Annotated in this window: 24 protein-coding genes; 1 reads left to right on the top strand and 23 read right to left on the bottom strand. The window is 67.8% G+C overall.

The features are described from left to right. Nucleotide 1: 1 nt before the first annotated feature. The 9 genes from rbfA to rimP all read right to left on the bottom strand — a co-directional run bounded on the left by rbfA (nucleotide 2) and on the right by rimP (nucleotide 9,545). Complete coding sequence (gene rbfA, locus AC07R7_RS21365) at nucleotides 2–499, bottom strand: 30S ribosome-binding factor RbfA (protein ID WP_494636519.1); 498 nt, start codon at nucleotides 497–499, stop codon at nucleotides 2–4. A gap of 110 nt (nucleotides 500–609) precedes the next feature. Further along, nucleotides 610–1,395 carry a dienelactone hydrolase family protein gene (locus tag AC07R7_RS21370; RefSeq protein WP_492887370.1) on the bottom strand — a complete coding sequence of 262 codons (786 nt, stop codon included), beginning with the start codon at nucleotides 1,393–1,395 and terminating at the stop codon, nucleotides 610–612. Nucleotides 1,396–1,498: 103 nt separating this feature from the next. Continuing rightward, complete coding sequence (locus AC07R7_RS21375) at nucleotides 1,499–1,855, bottom strand: YciI family protein (RefSeq protein ID WP_492838851.1); 357 nt, start codon at nucleotides 1,853–1,855, stop codon at nucleotides 1,499–1,501. A gap of 95 nt (nucleotides 1,856–1,950) precedes the next feature. Further along, a complete protein-coding gene (locus AC07R7_RS21380) occupies nucleotides 1,951–2,517 on the bottom strand; it encodes a hypothetical protein (RefSeq protein WP_492887368.1) in 567 nt (188 codons plus the stop codon). Beyond that, nucleotides 2,514–3,029 (bottom strand): DUF2939 domain-containing protein, encoded by a 516-nt coding sequence (locus AC07R7_RS21385; RefSeq protein ID WP_492838854.1) that lies wholly within the window; start codon nucleotides 3,027–3,029, stop codon nucleotides 2,514–2,516. The genes AC07R7_RS21380 and AC07R7_RS21385 overlap by 4 nt, the downstream gene beginning before the upstream one ends. 130 nt (nucleotides 3,030–3,159) lie before the next feature. After that, nucleotides 3,160–6,249, bottom strand: a complete 3,090-nt coding sequence (gene infB, locus AC07R7_RS21390; protein ID WP_494636520.1) for a translation initiation factor IF-2 — start codon at nucleotides 6,247–6,249, stop codon at nucleotides 3,160–3,162. A 295-nt stretch (nucleotides 6,250–6,544) separates the two neighbouring features. Continuing rightward, nucleotides 6,545–7,192: an RNA-binding protein gene (locus AC07R7_RS21395; RefSeq protein WP_492838858.1), complete on the bottom strand. Its 648-nt coding sequence runs from the start codon at nucleotides 7,190–7,192 to the stop codon at nucleotides 6,545–6,547. Nucleotides 7,193–7,290: 98 nt separating this feature from the next. Further along, nucleotides 7,291–8,967 (bottom strand): transcription termination factor NusA, encoded by a 1,677-nt coding sequence (nusA, locus tag AC07R7_RS21400; RefSeq protein WP_494636521.1) that lies wholly within the window; start codon nucleotides 8,965–8,967, stop codon nucleotides 7,291–7,293. A gap of 2 nt (nucleotides 8,968–8,969) precedes the next feature. Continuing rightward, complete coding sequence (gene rimP, locus AC07R7_RS21405; protein ID WP_494636522.1) at nucleotides 8,970–9,545, bottom strand: ribosome maturation factor RimP; 576 nt, start codon at nucleotides 9,543–9,545, stop codon at nucleotides 8,970–8,972. 356 nt (nucleotides 9,546–9,901) lie between these two features. Between rimP and ppa the strand changes: the two genes are divergently transcribed. Then, nucleotides 9,902–10,435: an inorganic diphosphatase gene (ppa, locus tag AC07R7_RS21410; protein ID WP_013077233.1), complete on the top strand. Its 534-nt coding sequence runs from the start codon at nucleotides 9,902–9,904 to the stop codon at nucleotides 10,433–10,435. A 47-nt stretch (nucleotides 10,436–10,482) separates the two neighbouring features. On the opposite strand, the gene trmB is transcribed toward ppa, so the two are convergent. The 14 genes from trmB to AC07R7_RS21480 all read right to left on the bottom strand — a co-directional run bounded on the left by trmB (nucleotide 10,483) and on the right by AC07R7_RS21480 (nucleotide 22,077). Further along, nucleotides 10,483–11,163 (bottom strand): tRNA (guanosine(46)-N7)-methyltransferase TrmB, encoded by a 681-nt coding sequence (gene trmB / locus AC07R7_RS21415; protein ID WP_492838864.1) that lies wholly within the window; start codon nucleotides 11,161–11,163, stop codon nucleotides 10,483–10,485. A gap of 91 nt (nucleotides 11,164–11,254) precedes the next feature. Further along, nucleotides 11,255–12,478: a methionine adenosyltransferase gene (metK, locus tag AC07R7_RS21420; protein WP_492887363.1), complete on the bottom strand. Its 1,224-nt coding sequence runs from the start codon at nucleotides 12,476–12,478 to the stop codon at nucleotides 11,255–11,257. 113 nt (nucleotides 12,479–12,591) lie between these two features. Beyond that, on the bottom strand, nucleotides 12,592–13,026 hold the full coding sequence (locus AC07R7_RS21425; protein ID WP_492887362.1) for a helix-turn-helix domain-containing protein: 435 nt from the start codon (nucleotides 13,024–13,026) through the stop codon (nucleotides 12,592–12,594). A gap of 40 nt (nucleotides 13,027–13,066) precedes the next feature. Continuing rightward, the gene (gene lnt / locus AC07R7_RS21430) at nucleotides 13,067–14,659 is read right to left on the bottom strand and encodes an apolipoprotein N-acyltransferase (RefSeq protein WP_494636523.1); all 1,593 of its coding nucleotides are present in this window, start codon (nucleotides 14,657–14,659) and stop codon (nucleotides 13,067–13,069) included. Next, a complete protein-coding gene (locus AC07R7_RS21435; protein WP_494636524.1) occupies nucleotides 14,656–15,570 on the bottom strand; it encodes a hemolysin family protein in 915 nt (304 codons plus the stop codon). The genes lnt and AC07R7_RS21435 overlap by 4 nt, the downstream gene beginning before the upstream one ends. Nucleotides 15,571–15,578: 8 nt before the next feature. Beyond that, a complete protein-coding gene (ybeY, locus tag AC07R7_RS21440; RefSeq protein ID WP_492887609.1) occupies nucleotides 15,579–16,046 on the bottom strand; it encodes an rRNA maturation RNase YbeY in 468 nt (155 codons plus the stop codon). 36 nt (nucleotides 16,047–16,082) lie between these two features. After that, on the bottom strand, nucleotides 16,083–17,027 hold the full coding sequence (locus tag AC07R7_RS21445; RefSeq protein WP_494636525.1) for a PhoH family protein: 945 nt from the start codon (nucleotides 17,025–17,027) through the stop codon (nucleotides 16,083–16,085). Next, on the bottom strand, nucleotides 17,024–18,391 hold the full coding sequence (gene miaB, locus AC07R7_RS21450) for a tRNA (N6-isopentenyl adenosine(37)-C2)-methylthiotransferase MiaB (protein WP_494636526.1): 1,368 nt from the start codon (nucleotides 18,389–18,391) through the stop codon (nucleotides 17,024–17,026). Before miaB ends, AC07R7_RS21445 begins: the two co-directional genes overlap by 4 nt. A 63-nt stretch (nucleotides 18,392–18,454) precedes the next feature. Then, nucleotides 18,455–18,862, bottom strand: a complete 408-nt coding sequence (locus AC07R7_RS21455; RefSeq protein ID WP_125158899.1) for a Fur family transcriptional regulator — start codon at nucleotides 18,860–18,862, stop codon at nucleotides 18,455–18,457. Nucleotides 18,863–18,906: 44 nt separating this feature from the next. After that, nucleotides 18,907–19,359: a ribosomal protein S18-alanine N-acetyltransferase gene (gene rimI, locus AC07R7_RS21460; RefSeq protein ID WP_494636527.1), complete on the bottom strand. Its 453-nt coding sequence runs from the start codon at nucleotides 19,357–19,359 to the stop codon at nucleotides 18,907–18,909. Continuing rightward, nucleotides 19,356–19,997, bottom strand: coding sequence for a tRNA (adenosine(37)-N6)-threonylcarbamoyltransferase complex dimerization subunit type 1 TsaB (gene tsaB / locus AC07R7_RS21465; RefSeq protein ID WP_494636528.1), 642 nt, complete (start codon nucleotides 19,995–19,997; stop codon nucleotides 19,356–19,358). The genes rimI and tsaB overlap by 4 nt, the downstream gene beginning before the upstream one ends. 3 nt (nucleotides 19,998–20,000) lie before the next feature. Further along, entirely contained in the window at nucleotides 20,001–20,654 is a 654-nt protein-coding gene (locus tag AC07R7_RS21470; protein WP_494636529.1) for a DUF1131 family protein, read from the bottom strand. A gap of 156 nt (nucleotides 20,655–20,810) precedes the next feature. Continuing rightward, the gene (locus AC07R7_RS21475; protein WP_492838879.1) at nucleotides 20,811–21,398 is read right to left on the bottom strand and encodes a malonic semialdehyde reductase; all 588 of its coding nucleotides are present in this window, start codon (nucleotides 21,396–21,398) and stop codon (nucleotides 20,811–20,813) included. A gap of 79 nt (nucleotides 21,399–21,477) precedes the next feature. Next, nucleotides 21,478–22,077 (bottom strand): NifU family protein, encoded by a 600-nt coding sequence (locus AC07R7_RS21480; protein WP_494636530.1) that lies wholly within the window; start codon nucleotides 22,075–22,077, stop codon nucleotides 21,478–21,480. Nucleotides 22,078–22,147 lie beyond the last annotated feature (70 nt).

A 22,147-nucleotide genomic window follows, 5' to 3' on the forward strand; every position in this document is an offset into this window, starting at 1 on the left:
CCTAGTGCTCGTCCCCATGGCCCTGATCGTCTTCGCCGGCGACGTCCGCGAGGGTGCGCACGTCCTGCTGCACGCGCGGGTCGTCGAACAGGCGGTCCATGTAGGCGGCGGCGCCGAAGCTCTCGTCGTGGATGAACTTCAGGTCCGGCGTGAACTTCATGTCGATCACCTTGCCCAGGCGCCCACGCAGGAAGCTGGCCCCCCGGTTCAGGGCCTTCATGACCTCTTTGATGTCCTCGTCCCCGCGGCCAACCTCGCCCTTCAAGCCGGCGCCGAGGGGTTCGACGAAGCAGACGGCGTGGCGCAGATCGGGGCTCATCCGCACCTCCGACACCGTGAACGAGACGTTGACCAGCACCGGATCGGCCAGGCCTTCCTCGCGGAAGACATCGACCAAGGCATGGCGGATCAGTTCGCCGGCGCGGAGCTGGCGTTGCGAAGGGCCCGTCGGGGAGGCCTTCTTGGTTTCGGCCTTCTTGGGGCCCGAGAGGCGCTTCATGGCGCGGAATCCTTGTGGCCCGGCCGGCGGATCGAACGCCGGTGCGCGGGGAAAATCGGAGGCGGGTGTCTAGGCGCGTAAGCGGCGGAAGTCCAGCCCCGCCCCCTTCCCTAGGCGCCAACCCGATCCTTGAAGAACGCGATCACCTTGTCCCGCGCCTTCATCGAGCCGCTGTCCGGGACCGAGCGGTGCAGGTGCAGGGTCAGCACCGAGTGCGGGGCCATGGGCACGCCCGGCGCGGCGTCCGCGTCATCCAGCTCGACCACCTCGACCTTGTCGCCGAACTCGGCCTTCAGGCGCGCGATGCGGGCGTCGGGCACCAGCTTGTCGGCGGAAAAGCGCAGGGCCAGCAGCGACAGGTCCTCGTCCTTGAACCGCCGCTTGGCGCAGGCCAGCTCCGAGGCCGAGCAGTCCAGGCCGCCTTTGTCCTTCAACGGCAGGGAGGGTTGGGACAGCACGGGGGCCACCACGGCCGGTTCGGTCATCATCGCCAGGGCGAAGCCACCGGTGAAACACATGCCGACCGCGCCGACGCCCTTGCCGCCGCAGTCCTCGTGCGCCTGGCGGGCCAGGGCCCGCAGCCAGTCGACGATCGGACTGGAGCGGCCGTCCTTCCAGACGCTGAACTCGCGCCGCACGCAGATGTTCTTGAGGATCACCCCGATCGCATAGCCGCGCGTGACTTGCTTGGCGGGCTTGCCGAACAGGCTGGGGCAATAGGCGGTCAGGCCCGAGGCGGCCAGGTCGCGGGCGAAGGCCAGCACGCCCGGATGCAGGCCCGGCACCTCGTGGATGACGATCACCGCCGGCCCGGAGCCGATCTTGTAGACTTCGCGCGTCCAGCGCCCGTCGTCGAACTCGAAGCGCTCGAATCCCGACAGCCCGTCGTCAGCCATGCCCGCCCCCTCTTTGTTTCGAGAAGGCTAGAGCATTTTCCGACGAAGTGGATACCGGTTCGGCGTCGGAAAATGCGTCAAAGCAAAAGGCTCCCGGTCAGGATCAGAAGGCCATCGCCCGCTTCCAGGCGGGCCGCGGCCTGCCCGGCTCGGGACGTTCGGAGAGATCGCCCGGCTCAAGCAGCAGGCGGATCTCGATCTCGGCCGAACCGTCCGCCGGCGCGGGACAACGGCGCACCCAGGCGGCGGCGTCCTCGCGCGAGGCGACATCGAAGACCCAAAAGCCGGCCAGGGTTCGACCTTCAGCGGAGGCGTCGGCTTCCATCCGCGCGCCGCGGGCCGACAGCCTCGCCCGGTCCGCCACGCCGGCCCTGACGAGTTCGGCGTCATAGTTCCGCATGGCCTGGCCCAGTTCCGGCCCGACGTCGGTTTCGACCTTCAGCAACACCATGAACCGCATCGCGCGTCTCCCGCCGGGAAATCGCCGGCCTCATCCTAAAGACGCGCCAGCCCCTGTTGTTGCGACATGCGGCGGCTAAATTCTTGAACGATCGCCTAGTTGGTTGTGTCGGGATGCTGGGGATTGTCGGTCCAGTCCGACATCGGGTCCGGTCCATCGCGGCCGCGCGGCAGGCGCCACTCGCCGCGATACGAGAAATCCAGCGTGCCGCAGAGCCGCGCCTTCCCCTCCGCCTTCGGATCGTCGCCGAACGCCTGGATCCGCAGGTCGCGGCGCAAGGCGATGGTGCTGAACGACAGCCACAGCCGCGTCGAGCCGGGGCAGAAGGCGCGGACATAGATCTTGCCTTGGGCCGCCGTGGCATCGACCTCGTAGAGCGAGGCGTCGGCGTCGACGCCCTCCATGCCCGAGAGGCCGCCTGGACCCAGATCCTTCTGGCGGCCGTCCTTCAGCCGCGCCTCGGCCGGCACGCCGGTGGCCAGCACCTTGATCGGCCGGCTGGCGCCCATGAAGCCCTGGTTGAAGAGGATGGTCACGCCAGCGCCGGTCAGCCGCTTGGCGTCGGCCGAGATCGGGTCGTACGAGAACAGCCGGGTTTCGGCCCGGGCGGCGGTGGCCGACAGCAAGGCTAGGGCGACGCCCCCCCAGACGACTGGCTTCATCGTTTCAGATGCAGGTTCGCGGCCTCGGCGTCGAAGCTCGTCAGGCGCCAGGTCGCCCCCTCTTGAGTGAAGGTCAGCAGGCAGGGGCCGTCCTTCTTGGCCGCGCAGACCCGGCCGTCGCCGACGGGGCGTAGCGCGCCGGCGATCGCCACCCGGCCCGGGATCGGCCGATCGGGCGTGTAGCCATAGTAGTTGGCGGCCGCGTGGAAGGTCTCGGGCCGGATCAGCGCCTCGCCGGCCGCGTCGGCCAACGGGCCCGCCGCCAGGGCGGCCAGGGCCATGACCCCGCTGCTCTGCCCGCCGCGCTGACGCGCCTCTTCCATCAGCCGCGTCTCGATCTGGGCCTTCAGCGCCCGGCGATCGACATGCGCCTCGAACGTCGCCCGGTCGTTGTCGCGGATGGCGACCAGCAGGTCGTGCACGTCGCCGCCGGCGTCGAGACGATTCACGGTCGCGCAGGCCGCGAGCGATGCGGCGACGGCGGTGAGAGCGAGGAGGGCCTTGATACGCATGCGAAAGGGGTAGCGCCGGATTGGGGCGATTTCCAGTCTCGCTTCGAGTCCCCAAGCAATACCCGGACAAAGACAAAGGGCGCGGACCTCGCGATCCGCGCCCTTCGAATTTTCGATCTCGCGATCAGCCCTAGTCGAGCTGGCGCTTGATTTCTTCGACGGTGAAGCACTCGATGGTGTCGCCGACCTTGATGTCCTGGAAGCCGGCGAACAGCATGCCGCACTCCTGACCGGACGGGACCTCGTTGACCTCGTCCTTGAAGCGCTTGAGCGTCGCCAGGGTGCCCAGTTCCAGAACGACGATGTCGTTGCGGATGATCCGGACCTTGGCGCCCTTGCGGACCACGCCCTCGGTGACCCGGCAGCCGGCGACCTTGCCGATCTTCGAGATGTCGAAGGCCTGCAGGACCTCGGCGTTGCCGAGGAAGGTTTCGCGCTGGATCGGGGCCAGCATGCCCGAGAGCACGCCTTTGATGTCGTCCAGCAGGTCGTAGATGATCGCGTAGTAGCGGATCTCGACCCCTTCGCGTTCGGCCAGGGCCCGCGCCTGGGCCGAGGCCCGGACGTTGAAGCCGATGACCGGCGCGCCGGCGCCCTTGGCCAGCATGACGTCGCTTTCGCTGATCGCGCCGGCGCCCGACAGGATGATCCGCGCGCGGACCTCGTCGGTCGACATCTTGTCCAGCGAACCGATGATCGCTTCGGCCGAACCCTGCACGTCGGCCTTGATGACCAGCGGCAGTTCCTTCAGCTTCTTGTCCTGCAGCTTGGCCATCATGTCGGCCATCGAGGCGCCGGCGCCCACGGGGGCCATCGACTTCTCGCGCTTCTGGCGGATGCGGTACTCGGTCAGTTCACGGGCGCGGGCTTCGTTCTCGACCACGGCGAAGGCTTCGCCGGGCGAGGGGACGCCGTCCAGACCCAGGATCTCGACCGGGGTGGCGGGCCCTGCTTCGGTCAGCTGCTCGTTGCGCTCGTTCAGCAGGGCGCGAACCCGGCCGAACTGGGCGCCGGCGACGACGATGTCGCCGCGCTTCAGCGTCCCGCGATTGACCAGCACGGTCGAAACCGCGCCGCGACCCTTGTCCAGCTTGGCCTCGATCACCACGCCGTCGGCGGTGCGGTCGGGGTTGGCCTTCAGGTCCAGCACTTCGGCCTGCAGCAGGATGGCGTCGAGCAGCTCGTCGAGACCCGTGCGCGCCTTGGCCGAGACCTCGATGATCTGGGTGTCGCCACCCAGGCTTTCGACGACGATCTCGTGCTGCAGCAGCTCATTGACCACGCGGGTCGGATCCGAGCCCGGCTTGTCCATCTTGTTGACGGCGACGATGATCGGCACGGTGGCGGCCTTGGCGTGTTTGATCGCCTCGATCGTCTGCGGCATCACGCCGTCGTCACCCGCCACCACCAGCACGACGATGTCGGTGATGTTGGCGCCACGGGCGCGCATCGCCGAGAAGGCGGCGTGGCCGGGCGTGTCGAGGAACGTCACGCGCTGACCGTCCTTCAGGCGAACCTGATAGGCGCCGATGTGCTGGGTGATGCCGCCGTGTTCGCCGGCCGCCACGTCCGTGGAGCGCAGAGCGTCCAGAAGCGACGTCTTGCCGTGGTCGACGTGACCCATGATCGTGACGACCGGGGGGCGCGGCTCCAGGTGATCGTCGATGTCCTCGGCGCCGATGAAGCCTTCTTCGACGTCGGCTTCCGACACGCGGCGCACGGTGTGACCGAATTCGGTCGCCACCAGCTCGGCGGTGTCGTTGTCGATGACGTCGTTGATCTTCAGCATCACGCCCTGACGCATCAGGAACTTGATGATCTCGACGCCGCGCACGGCCATCCGGTTGGACAGCTCCTGCACGGTGATGACGTCGGGAATGACGACTTCACGCGCGACGCGGGTCTGTTCGGCGACGCCGCCGCGACGCTTTTCCTTTTCACGTTCGCGGGCCCGGCGAACCGAGGCCAGCGAGCGCATGCGGTCGGCGGAATCCCCATCACCGGCCACGGCCTGGATGGTCAGACGGCCTTCGCGGCGCTGCGGAGCGCCCTTGACGCGCGAGACGGCCTTGTTGGGCGCGTTGGCGGCCTTGCGGCGATCATCGTCGTCGTCCGGACGGCGGCTGACTTCGCCGCCGGGACGCGGGGCCGAACGCATGGCGCGTTGGATTTCCGGCGTGGCCGGAGCCTGAGCCGGCACGCCCGGACGCGGACCGCGCGGCGGGCCGCCGGGACCCGTGCGGGCGCCGGGCGCCGGGCGCGGGGCCAGGGCCGAATAGCGGACGGTCTGCTGCGGGCGGTCGCCTTGCGGACGATCACCCTGCGGGCGGTCGCCACGATAGCCGCCGCGGTCGCCCTGCGGACGATCGCCGTCGGGACGCGGACCGCGCGGGCGGTCGCCTTCCGGACGCGGGGCGCGTTGACCGAAGTTGGCGCCGGCGTCGGGGCGCGGGGCGCGCTGGTTGAACGGACGGTCGCCTTGCGGGGCCGGACGATAGGTCGTCGTGCTCGGACGATCGTCGCGACGCTCGCGGCTAGGCTCGTAGGTGCGGGTCTGGCCAGCGGGAGCCGCCGGGCGGGGCCCGTCGTGACGCGGACCTTCATGACGGGGCGCGTCCTGGCGCGGAGCCTCGGCGCGCGGCGCCGCCGGAGCCTGGGCCACGGGACGCTGAACCGGCGCGGCCGGTGGCGGCGTCACCGGTGCGGCGGGCGCGACCGGAGCCGGCGCCGGAGCCGGTGCTTGAGCGGCGGGCGCTTGAACCGGCGGCGCGGCGGCGGCGCGTTCGGCCGCGGCTTTAGCGGCGGCTTCGCGCTGAGCGGCTTCCTGAGCGGCGCGGGCGCGGGCCTCGGCGGCGGCCTGGTCGGCCGCCTGACGCGCTTGGTTTTCGCGCGCGGCGTCGACGACGCGCTGGCGAGCGCGCAGTTCTTCCTGCGAGAGACCACCGGCCGAACCGCCGCCCGACGGGGCGTGGCCGCCGCCTTGCGATGACTGCTGGCGCGGCGGCGGCGCGTCATGGCGACGCTCAGCCGAAGACGGCGCGGCGAGATTGCCCGTCGCGGACGCGTGCGGACGCGTGCGCTTGGTTTCGACCACCACCGTCTTGGTCCGGCCGTGGCTGAAGCTTTGCTTCACGACCCCGGCGCTCACCGAGCCCTGGCGGGGCTTCAGGGTGATGGGGGCTCGTCCGCCGGGTCGGCCGTTTTCGTTCTCGTCGCTCATGCGCTCGCTTGTACTTCCGCCAGGCGGTACCTGGCTAAAAAACCGCATTTTCCATGTGAGAAAGGGGCCTGGACGTACCTGCCGAGGCAAGCGCGTTTCCCGACCCTTCACTCACGAACGCGACCCGAATAGCCGCGCCCAACGTCTAAGATTCTAGAGCTTTTCCATCGCACTGAAGCGGATCCAGTGGGATGCAAAAGCTCTAGAGCCTGTCCCGGCCGGCTGACCGACCAGGGCGAACAGGCCCGCCCTCTTAGTCCAGTGACCTTCTCATCCGCCGAGGGCGGGAAGGCCGCTAGCCGTCCTCACGTCCGTTCGCCGACCATTCGGGAGGCAAAAGCGGGCGGAAACCTGACAAACGCTCGACATCCAATGTCCAACGTTCGGCGCCGCGCCCGGCGAGGAGTGCGGTGTGTATCACATTCTCCCCGCCCAAGGCCAAACTCAATTCATCCGAATTGAAGGCGCCCAGCAAACGAGGCGGCGTGGGGGCCTTTCGGGCGGCGTTAAGTATCTTGCGGCGACCATCGGCGGCCGCGTCGGACGCCTCGATCAGCCAGGCCACCTTGCCCGTTCCCAGGGCGGCGACCACCTTTTCGTATCCCGAGATAATGCTTCCAGCCTTGCGCGCAAGGCCCAGGCTGTCCAGCAGCCGGCGAACCAGCAAGGCCTCGACCTGGTCGGCGAGATCCGCCGGAACCGTCAGCTTGGTCTTGGCCGCGCGCGAGAACAGACCCTTCTTGGCCGCGGTGGCGATCGAGTCCCGGTCGGCGCCGACCCAGATACCTCGGCCCGGCAACTTTCTCGCCACGTCGGGCGTGACCGTCCCGTCCGGCCCCGCCACGAAGCGGACCAGGCGCGCTTCGTCCGTCGCCTCGCCCAGGACGATGTCCTTGCGCAGACGATTGGCCTCGGCGTGGGTTTTGGGGTCGGTCTCGGTCATCTTGTCTTTTGCTTGGAGCGAGGCGAACGCCGCGCTCCGGAATGGCGAACGGCCCCGCGGATCGCTCCGCGAGGCCGTCGTTTCACGCTCCGAAGGGCTTAGGCCTCTTCTTCGGAGACGGCTTCTTCGGTCGCGGGGGCCTCGGCGACGGCTTCGCCTTCGCCTTCAGCTTCGGCCTCATACTCGGCTTCCGCTTCGTATTCCGGTTCCGGCGGCGCTTCGACCCAACCCATGGCGACGCGGGCGCGCATGATCAGGGCCTCGGCGTCTTCCGGCGACAGGTTGAAGCTTTCCAGGATGCCCGGCTCGCGCACGCGCTCGCCGTTCTTGGTCTCGAACCAGCCGCGCATGTCGTCCGGCACCAGACCCGCGAGGTCTTCCACCGTCTTCACGTCGCCTTCGCCCAGGGCCACGGCCATGGCCAGGGTCACGCCCTCGACGGCCAGGAGTTCGTCCTGCACGCCCAGTTCCAGGCGCTTGGCGTCCAGGGCGGCGGCTTCCTTGTCGAGGAATTCGCGAGCGCGGGCCTGCAGCTCCTCCGCGGTTTCCTCGTCGAAGCCCTCGATCGAGGCGATCTCGTGCGGTTCGACGAACGCCACGTCTTCCACCGCGGCGAAGCCTTCGGTGACCAGCAGCTGGGCGATGACCTCGTCGACGTCCAGCGCTTCCTGGAACAGGGTCGTGCGCTCGGCGAACTCGCGCTGACGGCGCTCGCTCTCCTGGCTCTCGGTCATGATGTCGATCTGCCAGCCGGTCAGTTGCGAGGCCAGGCGGACGTTCTGGCCGCGGCGGCCGATGGCCAGCGACAGCTGCTCGTCCGGCACCACGACTTCGACGCGCTCGTCTTCCTCGTCCATGACGACCTTGGAGACTTCGGCCGGGGCCAGGGCGTTGACGATGAAGGTGGCCTCGTCTTCCGACCACTGGATGATGTCGATCTTCTCGCCCTGCAGCTCGGCCACGACCGCCTGCACGCGCGAGCCGCGCATGCCGACGCAGGCGCCGACGGGGTCGATCGAGCTGTCGTTGGAAATGACGGCCATCTTGGCGCGCGACCCCGGGTCGCGGGCCACGGCGCGGATCTCGATGACGCCGTCATAGACTTCCGGCACTTCCTGCGCGAACAGCTTGGCCATGAAGCCGCCGTGCGCGCGGCTCAGCATGATCTGCGGGCCCTTGGTCTCGCGACGGACGTCGTAGATGTAGGCGCGGATGCGGTCGCCGACGTTGAAGTTCTCGCGCGGGATCGACTGGTCGCGGCGCATGATGCCTTCGCCGCGGCCCAGGTCGACGATGACATTGCCGTATTCGACGCGCTTGACGCTGCCGTTGACGATCTCGCCGACGCGATCCTTGTACTCTTCGTGCTGACGCTCGCGCTCGGCTTCGCGGACCTTATGCATGACGACCTGGCGGGCCATCTGGGTCTGGACGCGGCCGATCTCGAACGGCGGCAGAACTTCTTCGTAGATCTTGCCGACCTCAGCGTCGCGCCAGGTGCGCTTTGCGATCGACAGCTGCATCTTGCCGATCTCGCCTTCCAGCTCGGCGTCGTCGGGCACAACCTCGATCACGCGCTTCTGCGTCATTTCGCCCGTGCGCGGGTCGATCTTGACGCGGATGTCGTGCTCGGCGCCGTAGCGGGCGCGGGCGGCCTTCTGCAGAGCGTCCTCGATGGCCTCGATGACGACTTCCTTCTCGATGCTCTTTTCACGCGCGACCGCGTCGGCGATCTGCAGGAGTTCGAGCCGGTTGGCGGAGATGCCGATGGCCATGGTCAGTCCTCTTCACTTTCGGACAGGTCGTCGTTGTCGGATTGAATGCGGGCGGCGCGCTGCTTCGCGCCCCGCTCCATCAGGGTGTCGGTCATGACGAGCTTGGCGTCGATGATCCAGGCGAAGGGGAAGTAGACGGTGACGTCGTCTTCGCCCTCGATGTTCAGGCCGACCTGGTCGTCTTCGATCCCGGCCAGCTCGCCCTTGAAGCGCTTGCGGCCCTCGGCCACGCGGTCGAGTTCGATGCGGGCCTCGAGGCCGGCATAGTCGGCGAAATCCTTCAGGCGGGTCAGCGGCCGGTCGATGCCGGGGCTGGAGACCTCCAGCGTATATTCGCCGGCGATCGGGTCGGCGGCGTCGAGGATTTCGGAGATCCCGCGCGACAGCTTCGCGCAGTCCTCGACGTTCATGTCGCCGCCGCTGCCGTCTTCCTGCAGCGGATGTTCGGCCATGATCTGCAGGCGACGCTGCTCGGCGCCGCCCATCAGGCGCAGCCGGACGATCTCGTAGCCAAGGGTTTCGGCCACGGGATCGAGCATGTCGATCAGATCACGGTCTTCCTGCGTCTTGCCGCGCACGTTCTTCTCAACTCGATACGGCTGGCGGGAAAACTCCCGTTCAGCCAAACAAAAAGCGGCAGCCTTTCGGCCGCCGCTCGAAAGCGCCATCTAGCGCTAACGGACGATGTAGGACGCTTTATAGGCGAATTGAAAAACCTTGTCGACTCCATCGGCGTACGCCCCTTCCGCGCCGCAGCAATTTTAGGAAGAGCCTGTCCATTTTGGATGCCTGCATCCAAAATGGATAAACAGGCTCGTTTTAAAAAAGTAGAGCGTGATGGCCGCCAAAACCGCTCACACTTTTGGCTATCACGCTCTATAAGCCAGCCCGCGCAGGCCGCCTCCCCGCGGACCTCATAAGACGAAGAGTCACAATGGACCTCTCCAAGATCCCCACCGGGGCCAATCCGCCTTACGACCTCAACGCCATCATCGAGATCCCGCAGGGCGGCGAGCCGGTGAAGTATGAGATCGACAAGGAAAGCGGCGCCCTGATGGTCGACCGCTTCCTGCACACCGCGATGTTCTATCCGGCCAACTACGGCTTCATCCCGCACACCCTGGCCGACGACGGCGACCCGGCCGACATCATGGTCGTGGGCCCGACCCCGGTGGTGCCGGGCGCGATCATCCGCTGCCGCCCGATCGGCACCCTGATGATGGTCGACGAAGCCGGTTCAGACGAGAAGATCCTGGCCGTGCCGGTCGACAAGCTGCACCCGTTCTATACCGGCGTGTCCAGCTGGCGCGACCTGCCGACCATCCTGACCGAGCAGATCGCCCACTTCTTCCAGCACTACAAGGATCTGGAAAAGGGCAAGTCGACCAAGATCAGCGGCTGGGCGGACATCGAGGAAACCGCCGACATCATCCGCACGGCGATCAAGCGCTACAACGAAACCTACTAGGCCAGACGATGACGCCCCTCCCCCTCGTGGGGAGGGAAGGTCAGCGCCTATGCCCTGACGAAGTCCAGAAACACCGGGGCGCAGTCGCCCAGCTTCTTTTCCTCGTAGCGCGTGGTCACGTGGTCGGCCGGGATCGCGTTGCGGTCGGCGTCCGGGTCGGCGAAGCGGAAGTTCGGATCGGCCAGGACCCGCTCGGTGGTCCACTCGCCGTAGTCGGCCCAGTCGGTGGCGAAGCGCAGGGCCGCGCCCGGCTTCATGACGCGCGCCAGCTTGGCCACGAACTCCGGCTGGATCAGACGGCGCTTGTTGTGGCGCGCCTTGTGCCAGGGGTCGGGGAACATGATGAACACGCGATCGAGGCAAGCGTCGGGCAGCCAGTCGACCACGTCGCGAGCGTCGCCCTCATGAATGCGCACGTTCTTCAGCGCCTGCTCTTCCACATGGCGTACGGCGCTGGCCACGCCGTTGACGAACGGCTCGGCCCCGATGACCAGGGTCTCGGGAACCCGGCCGGCCTGGGCGGCCATGTGCTCGCCGCCGCCGAAGCCGATCTCCAGCCACACGGCCTTGGCGTCGGGCATCAGGTCCAGGGGCTGGAACGGGCCCTGCGGCACGGCGATTTCGGGCAGCAGGGTGTCGAGCAGAGCCTGCTGGCGCGGCTTCACCGGGCGCGCCTTGATGCGACCGAACGAGCGCAGCGGTCCGTGGGGAATGGGAGCGGAAGTCATGGGCGGCGTCTTAGAGCTTTGAAAGCGAAATGAAAACGGGCTCCGACCCGGATGGATCGGAGCCCGTTTCGCGAGGGGTCGAAGGTGAGGCTTACGCCAGGCCCTTCAGTTCGCCCACGAGGTCGGTCTTCTCCCACGAGAAGCCGCCTTCGTTGTCCGGCGTGCGGCCGAAGTGGCCGTAGGCGGCGGTGCGGGCGTAGATCGGGCGGTTCAGCTGCAGGTGTTCGCGGATGGCGCGCGGGGTAGCGCCGCCGATCAGCTGCGGCAGAACCTTTTCCAGCACCGCCGGATCCACCTTGCCGGTGCCGTGCAGGTCGACGTGGAACGAGACGGGGTGGGCCACGCCGATCGCATAGGCGATCTGGATGGTGCAGCGGTCGGCCAGGCCCGAGGCCACGACGTTCTTGGCCAGGTAACGGCAGGCATAGGCCGCCGAGCGGTCGACCTTGGTCGGATCCTTGCCCGAGAACGCGCCGCCGCCGTGCGGGGCCGCGCCGCCGTAGGTGTCGACGATGATCTTGCGGCCGGTGACGCCGGCGTCGCCGTCGGGGCCGCCGATCTCGAAGCGACCGGTCGGGTTGACCAGCCACTGGGTCTTCTTGGTGATCAGGCCGTCCGGGAAGACCGGCAGGATGTGCGGCTTGATCAGGTCCAGCACGCGCTTGGAGGTCGCGGCCTTGCCGTCGATCTTCTTCTTGTGCTGGTGGCTCACGACGATCGAGACGACGCGCACGGGGCGGCCATTGCCGTCATATTCCAGGGTCACCTGGCTCTTGGCGTCCGGCTCCAGCGCCGAGAGCTCGCCGCTGTGACGCAGCTCGGCCAGGCGCTTCAGCACATTGTGGCTGTACTGCAGGGTGGCCGGCATCAGTTCCGGGGTCTCGGTGCTGGCGTAGCCGAACATGATGCCCTGGTCGCCGGCGCCCTCGTCCTTCTTCTCGGTGGCGTCCACGCCCTGGGCGATGTGCGCCGACTGGCCGTGCAGGAAGTTCGAGTACTTCGCCTTCTGCCAGTGGAAGCCCTTCTGCTCGTAGCCGATATCCTTGATCGCCGCGCGAACCTTGGGCTCGAGCGAGGCGAGGATGTCCTTGGTCAGCTGCTTGTTGGCCTTCTTGTCGCCATCCGGCTTGCCGGCGCGGACCTCGCCGGCCAGGACGATGCGGTTGGTCGTCACCAGGGTCTCGCAGGCGACGCGCGCCTCGGGATCGACGGTCAGGAAGGCGTCGACAACGGTGTCGCTGATACGGTCGGCGACCTTGTCGGGGTGACCTTCAGAGACGCTCTCGCTGGTGAAGATGTAGGACGAACGGCTCAAGAGACAGCTCCGGTCATGAAATTCCGCGCAGGCGGACAGGCGCCCGGTACGGCGTCAGTTAGACCGGAACCATATAAAGATATGTTTATGCGATCAAGCGGCGCTTGAGAGACTTACGACTCGTCGTCGCCGGGTTCCTCTTCCTCGGCCATCGAGCGAACCAGCTCCAGGATCCGCCGGCGCACCTTCGGCTTGGTGATCCGAGGGAACAGGCTGGCCAGTTCCAGGCCCTCGGGCGTCATCAGGAAATCGTGGACGAACACCTCGCCGCCCTCGGCCACGCCCTCGCTGGCGGTATCGGCCAGGCCCTCGAAGAAATAGGCCACCGACGACTGCAGGCTCTTGGCGATTTCATAGAGCTTGCTGGCGCTGACCCGGTTGGCGCCGCGCTCGTACTTCTGGATCTGCTGGAAGGTCAGACCCAGGTGCTCGGCCAGTCGTTCCTGGCTGACGCCCAGAATCTTCCGGCGCATGCGGATACGCGCCCCGACGTGCAGGTCGATGGGGTTGGGGTGGCGCTCGGTGTGCGGCAGGTCGCTCATACCCACGCTTGATAGCTGAAATTGCGGTTTTAATTCAGCCTAAGTCTTACAGGCGCGCAATAGAGGAAAAGGACTTACCTGCTCGCGGGCGAACTGACGCAACCGCAGATATCAGTAGAAGCGCAAGAAACGCGAGATTTCCGAAGTTGTCGAAGGGTGTAACCTCACCCATCCCCGGTATTTGCGCATCGACGACGCCGCTTTTGCCTAAATCAAGCCGGGCCCCCGGGATGATTCGACCATGCGCGTCGATGACAGCGCTTACTCCGGTGGGCGTGGCGCGCAGGATCGGCTTGGCGCTCTCGATGGCGCGATAGCTGGCCAGATTGAGGTGCTGCAAAGGGCCGGACGTCACGCCGAACCAGGCGTCGTTCGACACATTGATCAAAACCCGGACGTTCGGATCGTGCTTGGCCAAGCCCGGAAACAGGCTCTCGTAGCAGATCAGCGGCTGGACCAGCAGGTCGGGCGCGATGCGAAGAGGGGCCGGGCGCGGACCCGTGGCGAAGCTGTCGCCCAGATGCGTCAGGCTCTTGAAGCCGATGAGGGTGAGGAACTTCTCCGCCGGCAGGTATTCGCCGAACGGCACCAGCCGATGCTTGTCATAGATCCCGACCACCGCGAGATCCGTGGCCGTGCGGCGCAGGGCGATCAGGCTATTATAATAGACTGGCGCCTGGACCGGCCCTTCGTAACGATAACCGCCGATCAGCAGCAGCTGCCCAGGCTGGAGACTGTCGACGATCGCCTGGCGGACCCAGGTCCCCGGCGCGAGATAATCGTTGGTCGCCGCCGGCAAGGCGCCCTCGGGCCAGATCACGATGTCCGCGGGCCTGTCCTTGTACGGCGCCGCGGTCAGCGAGACGTAGGACTGTACGATCCGCGAGAAGCGCTCGGCGTCCCACTTGGCGTCCTGCTGAATGTCGGCCTGGACGATCCGCACGGTGGTCGGCGGGCCGTCGACCAGCGGCCGCGACTGGACCACCGCCCCATAGGCGTAGAGCGCGACGAGGCCGGCGGCGGCCGAGCCCAGCGCGATCTTCCCGGCCCTGCCCTCGCGCCAGGACACTATGGAGACGGCGGGGGCGGCGGCGATGGCCAGGGTGATCCAGGTCAGGCCGTAGGCGCCGACCAGGGCGGCGGCCTGGGACGGGAAGGATCCCGCCCGCCAGGTCTCGCCCGGCAGGTTCCAGGGAAAGCCGGTCAGGACATGGCCGCGCATCCATTCCAGCGCCGCGAAGGCGCCGGCGAAGGTCAGGACCCGCCAGGCGCCGGCCGGCCGAACCCAGCGGTAGAGCAGCGCCGCCAGGCCCCAGAACAGCGCCAGGCCCGAGGCCATGGCCGCCACGGCGAAGGGGGCCATCCAGCCCTGGTTGGCGGCGTCGACCATGAAGGCCTCGGCGATCCACCAGGTGCTCAGGCCGAAATACCCCACCCCGGCCAGCCAACCGCGCCAGAAGGCCGAGCGCAGCGGCTTGGCCGGATTGGCGTCGTCCAGAAGATGAAGAAGAACGGCATAGCCCAGCAGCCCCGGCAGCACGCCGAACGGCGGATGGGCCAGGGCGGCGGCAAGGCCGGCGATCAACGCCAGAAGCGGGGCGCTCCAGGCCTTCGCGCGGAAGTCCGTCCACGCGGTCACGAGGCTCCAAGGCCCTCGGAAACGGTCTCGGCCAGCGCTGCCTGCGGTGACGAACCGCCGCGCACACGCACCCGGCGCACCCGGCGCGGATCGGCCTCGACCACCTCGAACTCGTAGCCGTCCGGATGGGCGATGACCTCGCCCCGCTGCGGCACGCGGCCGGCCAGGGCCACGACCAGGCCGGCGACCGTGTCGATGTCCTCTTCCATGTCCGAGGGGGCCAGCTCGCGGCCGAGGGCGGCCTCCAGTTCTTCCAGCGGCGCGCGGGCGTCGGCGTCGAAAACCCCGCCTGGCCGCGCCACGATCGCGACGGCGGCCGCGTCATCGTGCTCGTCGTCGATCTCGCCGACCACCGCCTCGATCAGGTCTTCCATCGAGACCAGACCGTCGGTGCCGCCGAACTCGTCGATGACCAGGGCCATGTGGATACGGCTGGTGCGCATGCGGAGCAGGAGATCGGCGGCCTTCATCGAAGCGGGCACGTACAACGCGTCACGGCGCAGCTTGTTCAGCACCAGATCGCCCGCCGCCGGCCGTCTGGCCTCGTCGGAGAGCAGGCGGAAGATGTCCTTGACGTGGACGACGCCGACGGGATCGTCGAGGGTCTCGCGATAGATCGGCATCCGCGAGTGCTCGGCCTCGGCGAACTGGGCGACGACCGTCTCGAACGGCGTCGAGAGCTCGACCGAGACGATGTCGGCGCGCGGAGTCATGACGTCGGCGACCCGCAAGGTCTGGAAGGCCTCGGCCTGGTCGACGATGTCGATGACGCCGGTCGCGGCCGGGGGTTCGGGCGGCCGCGAGGGCTCGCCGCCGGTCAGCTGTCGGCGCATACGCCGGAAAAACGCCCGCACGCCCCGGCTCCTGCGAGCCGGACCGGCGGGCTGTTGACTAGGCTCGTCGCTGGGCATGGCCCCTGTCAGCGCCCCTCTTCATCACCGGCATAAGGATCCGGAACGTCCAGACCCGCCAGAATTTCGCGCTCGAACGACTCCATGGCCTCGGCCTCTTCGTCGTCCTCGTGGTCATATCCTAGGAGATGAAGCACGCCATGCGCCACCAGATGTTGCAGGTGGTGGGCGAGAGGCTTGCCCTGCTCGGCCGCTTCACGGGCGCAGACGCCATAAGCCAGGGCGATGTCGCCGATCTGACCCTCGGGGTTGGCTTCCGGATTTTGCGGCGAGGGGAAGGACAGGACGTTGGTCGCGTAGTCCTTCTGGCGGAAGTCGCGGTTCAGGGCCTGGACGCTGTCGTCGTCTGTCAGCAGGATCACGATCCCCTGGCCTTCGATGTCCTCGTGCGCGTCCAGCACGGCCTGGGCCGCGCGCCAGACCAGAGCCTCGGTATCCGCCTCGGCCCGGGTCCAGGCCTCGTCTTCGATCTCGATGTCGACGGTGATGGTCATCTAAAGGGGCGTACTCACTTACCGGGGCGTGCTTTGGGCCGCGTCGGCGTCATAGGCCTTGACGATCCGCTCGACGAGCGGATGGCGGACGACGTCGGCCGAGGTGAAGCGCGACACCGACACGCCCTCGACCCCCTCGAGGATCGAGACGGCATGGGCCAGACCCGAATCCCGCGGGTTCAGAAGATCGACCTGGGTCGGATCGCCGGTCACCACCATGCGCGCGCCTTCGCCCAGGCGGGTCAGGACCATCTTCATCTGCAGGCGCGAACAGTTCTGGGCCTCGTCGACGATGACGAAGGCGTGCGCCAGCGTGCGGCCGCGCATGAAAGCGATCGGGGCGACCTCGATCTCCAGCTTTTCCCGACGCCGACGCAGCTGATCGGCCCCCATGATGTCGGTCAGAGCCTCCCAGACCGGCGCCATGTAAGGATCGACCTTCTCGTTCAGGTCGCCCGGCAGGAAGCCCAGCTTCTCGCCGGCCTCGACGGCGGGACGGGTGACGATCAGGCGATCGACCTCGCCGCGCATCAGCATGCCCGCCCCATGGGCCACGGCCAGGAAGGTCTTGCCGGTGCCGGCGGGACCGAGGCCAAAGCTCAGCGGATGGCTGGCCATGGCCTCCATGTAGCGGGCCTGGCCCTTGGTCTTGGGCGAGACATTGCCCTTGCGCACCGCGCGGGGCGAGGCCTGGCCGCCAGTCTCGTGAGCCTGGCCGATGGCGATGCGCACGTCGGCCTCGACCACCTCCTCGCCGGCGTCGGCGCGGGCGGCCAGGGTCTGCAGCACCCGCTTGGCGCCGGTGCGTCCCCGCGCGTCGCCGGTAAGGGTGACGCCGCCGCCCGGGGTCTCGATCAGCACCTTGAAGGCGTCTTCGATCAGGGCGGCGTGACGGCCGGACGGGCCGGTAACGGCGACGACGGCGTCATCGGACAGCGGCAGGAACTCAGGGGTGCGGCTCAAGCGGTCTCCCAAATGGGCTGGATAGTGTCGGGTTGGGCTTCCAGGACGCCGCCCAAGCTCATCTTGGCGGCGCTCTCGATGCGGACGGGCGCGATCGTCCCGATCAGGCTTTCGGGGCCCTCGGCGTGGACGGCCTGCAGATATGGGCTGCGCCCCACGATCTGGCCAGGGTGGCGGCCCGACTTCTCGAACAGCACCGGCATCACCTTGCCGACCTGGCTGGTGTTGAAGGCGCGCTGCTGCTCGTCCAGCAGCTGGTTCAGACGCTCCAGGCGCTCGGCCTTGACCGCTTCGTCGACCTGGCCGGGCATCGCCGAGGCCGGCGTCCCCGGACGGCGCGAATACTTGAACGAGAAGGCGCTGGCGAAGCCGACCTCACGGACCAGCTCCAGGGTCTTCTCGAAATCGCCGTCGCGCTCGCCGGGGAAGCCGACGATGAAGTCGCCGCTCATGGCGATGTCCGGTCGCGCCGCGCGGATCTTCTCGATCAGCTTCACATAGCTCTCGGCCGTATGATCGCGGTTCATGGCCTTGAGGATCTTGTCCGAGCCCGCCTGCACGGGCAGGTGGAGGTAGGGCATCAGCTCGGGCAGCTCGCCGTGGGCCTCGATCAGGTCCTCGCCCATGTCCCGCGGGTGGCTGGTGGTGTAGCGGATGCGGTCCAGGCCATCGATCCTGGCCAGTTGGCGGACCAGCTTGGCCAGGGTCGAGCCGTCGCCGTCATAGGCGTTGACGTTCTGGCCCAGCAGGGTGACTTCGCGCACGCCCTTTCCGGCCAATTGCTTGGCTTCCTCGACGATGTCGTTGACCGGCCGCGACCATTCGCCGCCGCGCGTATAGGGCACCACGCAGAAGGTGCAGAACTTGTCGCAGCCTTCCTGCACGGTGAGGAACGCGGTCACGCCCGTGACGTGGCGCTCGGCCGGCAGGGCGTCGAACTTCTCGTCGGCGGCGAAATCGGCGGCCAGGCGCTCGCCGGTCGCCCGGTGGGCGCGGGCGATCAGCTCGGGCAGCTGGTGATAGGCCTGCGGCCCCACCACCAGATCGACCGCCTTCTGCCTTTGCATAATCTGAACGCCCTCGGCCTGGGCGACACAACCGGCCACGGCGATGGTCATGCGACCGCCGCTCTCGGCCTTCCGGTCCTTCATCTGCTTGATGTAGCCGAGCTCGGAATAGACCTTCTCGGTCGCCTTCTCGCGGATGTGGCAGGTGTTCAGCACCACCAGGTCCGCGCCTTCCGGGTCATCGACCACGCCATAGCCCAGCGGGCGCAAGACATCGGCCATGCGCTCGCTGTCGTAGACGTTCATCTGACAGCCGTAGGTCTTGATATAGAGGCGCTTTTGCGGGGTCTCGCTCATGCGCGAGGTTATGGGGTCACGCGGCCCCTGGCGCAAGTTCGCCAGGGCCACACCCTCGCCGGATCAATCCTCCAGCGGAACGCCGTAAAGCTCCAGCCGGTGGTCGATCAGCTTGTAGCCCAGCTTGCGGGCGATGGCGTTCTGCAGGGCCTCGATCTCCTCGTCCACGAATTCGACGACCTTGCCGGTCTTCATGTCGATCAGGTGGTCGTGGTGGTGATCGGGCGTCTCTTCGTAGCGCGAGCGACCGTCACGGAAGTCGTGGCGCTCGATGATGCCGCTTTCCTCGAACAGGCGGACCGTACGGTAGACCGTGGCGATCGAGATGTGCGGGTCGATGGCGTGGGCCCGGCGGTGCAGTTCCTCGACGTCCGGGTGGTCGTCGGCCGACGACAGCACGCGCGCGATCACGCGGCGCTGGTCCGTCATGCGCATGCCCTTTTCGATACAGGCCTTTTCGAGTCGATCCACGGCGGAACCTCCGTCTGAGTCGCGGCAAGATAGGCGGTCGGCCCTTAAGTGTTAAGCGCCCGCCGCATGACAAGCGCGTCCTTGGCCCCATCCGGGTGGGGATAATAGCCCTTGCGCAGGCCGACCTTGGCGAAACCGGTCGTCTGGTAGAGGGCGATGGCCGCCAGATTGTCCGTGGCGACCTCCAGGAACATCGCCTCGGCCCCCGTCTCGGCGGCGATTCCGGCGGCGATTTCCACCAGCGCCGCGCCCCAGCCACGGCGGCGGGCAGCCGGATCGACGGCGATGGTCAGGATCTCGGCCTCTCCGGCGATCGAGCGGCACAGGATGAAGCCCTTGGCCTCGGCGGGGTCGCCAGCCTCGCCCAGAACGGCGAAGACGCCGGGGGATTTCAAAAGGTCGTCGAACTCCGGCGCCGTCCAGGGCCGGTCGAAGGCCTTGTCGTGGAGATCGGCGAGATCGAAAGCGGCCTCGGAGCCGACGGGACGCAGGTTCATGATTGGGCGGCCGGCAAGGTCGCGTAGGGCGCGCGCAGATAGAGCGGCCGGGGCGAATGGCTCGGCGTGGGCTTGGCGGCGGCCAGGCGCGCGACGGCGACGGGATCCGGCGCGGCCAGGGGCAGCACGGTGACGCCGCTCAGCGTGTCGGCCAGCAGCGGCGCGCCGGAACCGACCAGGGTCGCGGGGCCGCCGGAATAGAGCTCGGCCAGGCGCGCGGCGGCCTCGCCGAGGCTCAGGGCGTCCGGCGCCATCAGCGAGGCGCCGTCGGCGAACACCTGGATGTAGACCTGGCTCATCCGCGCATCGATGACGGCGGCGACGAAGCCCTTGTGGCCGAACGCCAGGCTCTCCAGCGTGTTGACGCCGACACACGGGATCGACAGCGCCGTGGCCAGGCCCTTGGCGAAGGCCAGGCCCACGCGCAGTCCGGTGAACGAGCCGGGGCCGACCGTCACGCCGATGCGGGTGAGATCCGCGAAGGCCACGCCGGCCTCGGCGGCCGCCTCGCGCGCCAGGACGCCGATCCGCTCCTGATGGCCGCGGGTCATGGGCTCGCTTCGGGCGGCCAGCACGCGCTCGCCGTCCAGCACGGCGACCGAGCTGGCGCCGAGACAGGTGTCGATCGACAGGATCATGGATCAGCCGGCGCCGACGACCGCGCCTTCGGCCGGACGCCAGATGAACGCATTCAGCTGGCCCTTGGCCTTCAGGGTCGCCTCGGGCGGCACGGCCTTGCCGGTGTAGCCGGGGATGCCGAACACGTAGGAGACGTTCGGGGCCTCGGGACGGACGCAGATCGTCTGGTTGATCTCGCGGCCTTCGCCGGCCCGGCACTGGTCGACGGTGAAGCCGAGGCCGGCCCACTTGGCCAGGAGCTGCTCGTCCTTGGGGCCCCGTGCATCGCCGGCGTCGACCAGGACATAGGCGATCTCGGCTTCGTCGTTCTTGCCGATCTCGGCCAAGGGCGTGTTGTCCTGCTCGACAGTGATGATCGGCTGGGCCGGGCCTTCGCCGAAGTGCATGAAGGCCTGCTCGACCTTGGCCTTGGGGAACAGCACCTTCAACGTGGCCAGATCGAAGGCGACCGAGCCGTTGATCGGACCGACACCGTCGTTGCTGACTTTCAGCGGGCCGCCGGCATAGGGCGCGATGGCGACACGCACGGGGGCTTTCGCGCCAGTCTCGGCGGCGGGCGTCGCGCCAGGAGCGGGCTGAGTCTCGTCCTTCTTGGCCGGCCCGCAGGCGGCGAGCAGCACGAGCGGCAGGGCGAGGAGGGTGTGGCGGAGGGTCATGACCCTCTTCTAGCGAATGTTCGCAACACGCACAAAATGCTTGTCATCCCGGCCGCAGCAAAGCGGAGAACCGGGACCCAGGGGTAGCCGCACCGCGCCGGCTCCTGGGTCCCGGACAGCCTCTGCGAGGCTTCCGGGATGACAAGGCTGGGTGCGTTACAGAATCTTCGCCGCCTCGTCGAAGGCGAGACGCGGATTGCGCGGGAACAGGCCCTCGTCCGTGCCGTGGCCGATCGAGACGATGAAGTTGCTCTTGATGTTGGTGCCCGCGAAGAACTCGGCGTCGACGCCGGCGTTGTCGAAGCCGGACATCGGACCGGCGTCCAGGCCAAGGGCTCTCGCGCCCAGGATCAGATAGCCGCCCTGCAGCGAGCTATTGCGCAGCGCGCCCCACTCACGGGCCGTCATGTCGCTGAACCAGTCCTTGGCGCCCGGGGCGTGCGGGAACAGCTTCGGCAGGGTTTCCGGGAAATCGAGGTCGTAGCCGACGATCACCGTCACCGGCGCCTGCAGGATTTTTGGCGCGTTCGAGCCCGACGCGAGCTTGGCCAGGCGCTCCTTGGCTTCCGGCGAGGTCAGGAAATAGAAGCGGGCCGGGCTGGCGTTGGCGGCCGTCGGGCCGAACTTCACCAGTTCGTACAGCGCGTGCAGCGTCTCTTCCGGCAGGGGGGTCGGGTCCCAGCCGTTGCGGGTGCGGGCTTCGGTGAACAGCTGGGCGAGCGCGCCGTCTTCGAGCTTGGCCATGATCAATCCTTCGGGAGGCTATCTGTAACTCTATGGGTTACGATATAGCCGCCCGCGCGACAGGATCAAGCCCGCGCCCTCAGAGCGTCTGCTCGACCCGGGTCACTTCCGGCACATAGTGCTTGAGCATGTTCTCGACGCCGGCCTTCAGGGTCGCCGACGAGGACGGGCAGCCCGAGCAGGCGCCGCGCATGTGCAGCCAGACCACGCCGGTCTGCGGCTCGAAGCGCGAGAAGACGATGTCGCCGCCGTCCTGGGCCACGGCGGGACGGATGCGGGTGTCGAGCAGTTCCTTGATCTCGGCGACGATCTGCGAGGTCTCCTCGTCATAGACGCCGTCCTCGTCGTGGCCGCCACCTCCATGGGCGTTGGCGCTCTGGTCGAGCAGGACCGGCCGACCGCTGGTGAAGTGGTCCATGATGGCCGCCAGGATCGGCGCCTTCAGGTGCGGCCACTGGGCGTCCTCGCCCTTGGTCACGGTCAGGAAATCGGGACCGAAGAACACCCGCGTCACGTCGCCCAGGTCGAACAAGGCCTTGGCCAACGGCGAGGCGTCGCCCTCTTCCGGGGTGCGGAATTCTCGCGCGCCCCCGCCCGAAGTATTTGAGCCCAGCACTTCGCGGCCGGGCAGGAACTTCAGGACCTCGGGGTTCGGGGTGGTTTCGGTCTGAATGAACATGACTCTGAAATGGACCTCGCGAGGTCGTGACGCAAGACCGGCCGCCGCGTTCACAAGACCGTAGACCGGC

The organism is Caulobacter sp. GW821-FHT05F04, from assembly GCF_059419665.1.

Excerpts from the sequence above, each read along its gene's own strand:
- infB (WP_494636520.1), bottom strand. The coding sequence starts at position 6,249 with ATGAGCGACGAGAACGAAAACGGCCGACCCGGCGGACGAGCCCCCATC.
- AC07R7_RS21370 (WP_492887370.1), bottom strand. The coding sequence starts at position 1,395 with ATGGCTGACGACGGGCTGTCGGGATTCGAGCGCTTCGAGTTCGACGAC.
- ppa (WP_013077233.1), top strand. The coding sequence starts at position 9,902 with ATGGACCTCTCCAAGATCCCCACCGGGGCCAATCCGCCTTACGACCTC.
- rimI (WP_494636527.1), bottom strand. The coding sequence starts at position 19,359 with ATGAACCTGCGTCCCGTCGGCTCCGAGGCCGCTTTCGATCTCGCCGAT.
- AC07R7_RS21380 (WP_492887368.1), bottom strand. The coding sequence starts at position 2,517 with ATGAAGCCAGTCGTCTGGGGGGGCGTCGCCCTAGCCTTGCTGTCGGCC.
- AC07R7_RS21480 (WP_494636530.1), bottom strand. The coding sequence starts at position 22,077 with ATGTTCATTCAGACCGAAACCACCCCGAACCCCGAGGTCCTGAAGTTC.
- AC07R7_RS21470 (WP_494636529.1), bottom strand. The coding sequence starts at position 20,654 with ATGACCCTCCGCCACACCCTCCTCGCCCTGCCGCTCGTGCTGCTCGCC.
- AC07R7_RS21375 (WP_492838851.1), bottom strand. The coding sequence starts at position 1,855 with ATGCGGTTCATGGTGTTGCTGAAGGTCGAAACCGACGTCGGGCCGGAA.
- nusA (WP_494636521.1), bottom strand. The coding sequence starts at position 8,967 with ATGGCCATCGGCATCTCCGCCAACCGGCTCGAACTCCTGCAGATCGCC.
- AC07R7_RS21385 (WP_492838854.1), bottom strand. The coding sequence starts at position 3,029 with ATGCGTATCAAGGCCCTCCTCGCTCTCACCGCCGTCGCCGCATCGCTC.
- AC07R7_RS21475 (WP_492838879.1), bottom strand. The coding sequence starts at position 21,398 with ATGGCCAAGCTCGAAGACGGCGCGCTCGCCCAGCTGTTCACCGAAGCC.
- tsaB (WP_494636528.1), bottom strand. The coding sequence starts at position 19,997 with ATGATCCTGTCGATCGACACCTGTCTCGGCGCCAGCTCGGTCGCCGTG.
- miaB (WP_494636526.1), bottom strand. The coding sequence starts at position 18,391 with ATGAGCGAGACCCCGCAAAAGCGCCTCTATATCAAGACCTACGGCTGT.
- AC07R7_RS21395 (WP_492838858.1), bottom strand. The coding sequence starts at position 7,192 with ATGACCGAGACCGACCCCAAAACCCACGCCGAGGCCAATCGTCTGCGC.
- rbfA (WP_494636519.1), bottom strand. The coding sequence starts at position 499 with ATGAAGCGCCTCTCGGGCCCCAAGAAGGCCGAAACCAAGAAGGCCTCC.
- trmB (WP_492838864.1), bottom strand. The coding sequence starts at position 11,163 with ATGACTTCCGCTCCCATTCCCCACGGACCGCTGCGCTCGTTCGGTCGC.
- AC07R7_RS21435 (WP_494636524.1), bottom strand. The coding sequence starts at position 15,570 with ATGCCCAGCGACGAGCCTAGTCAACAGCCCGCCGGTCCGGCTCGCAGG.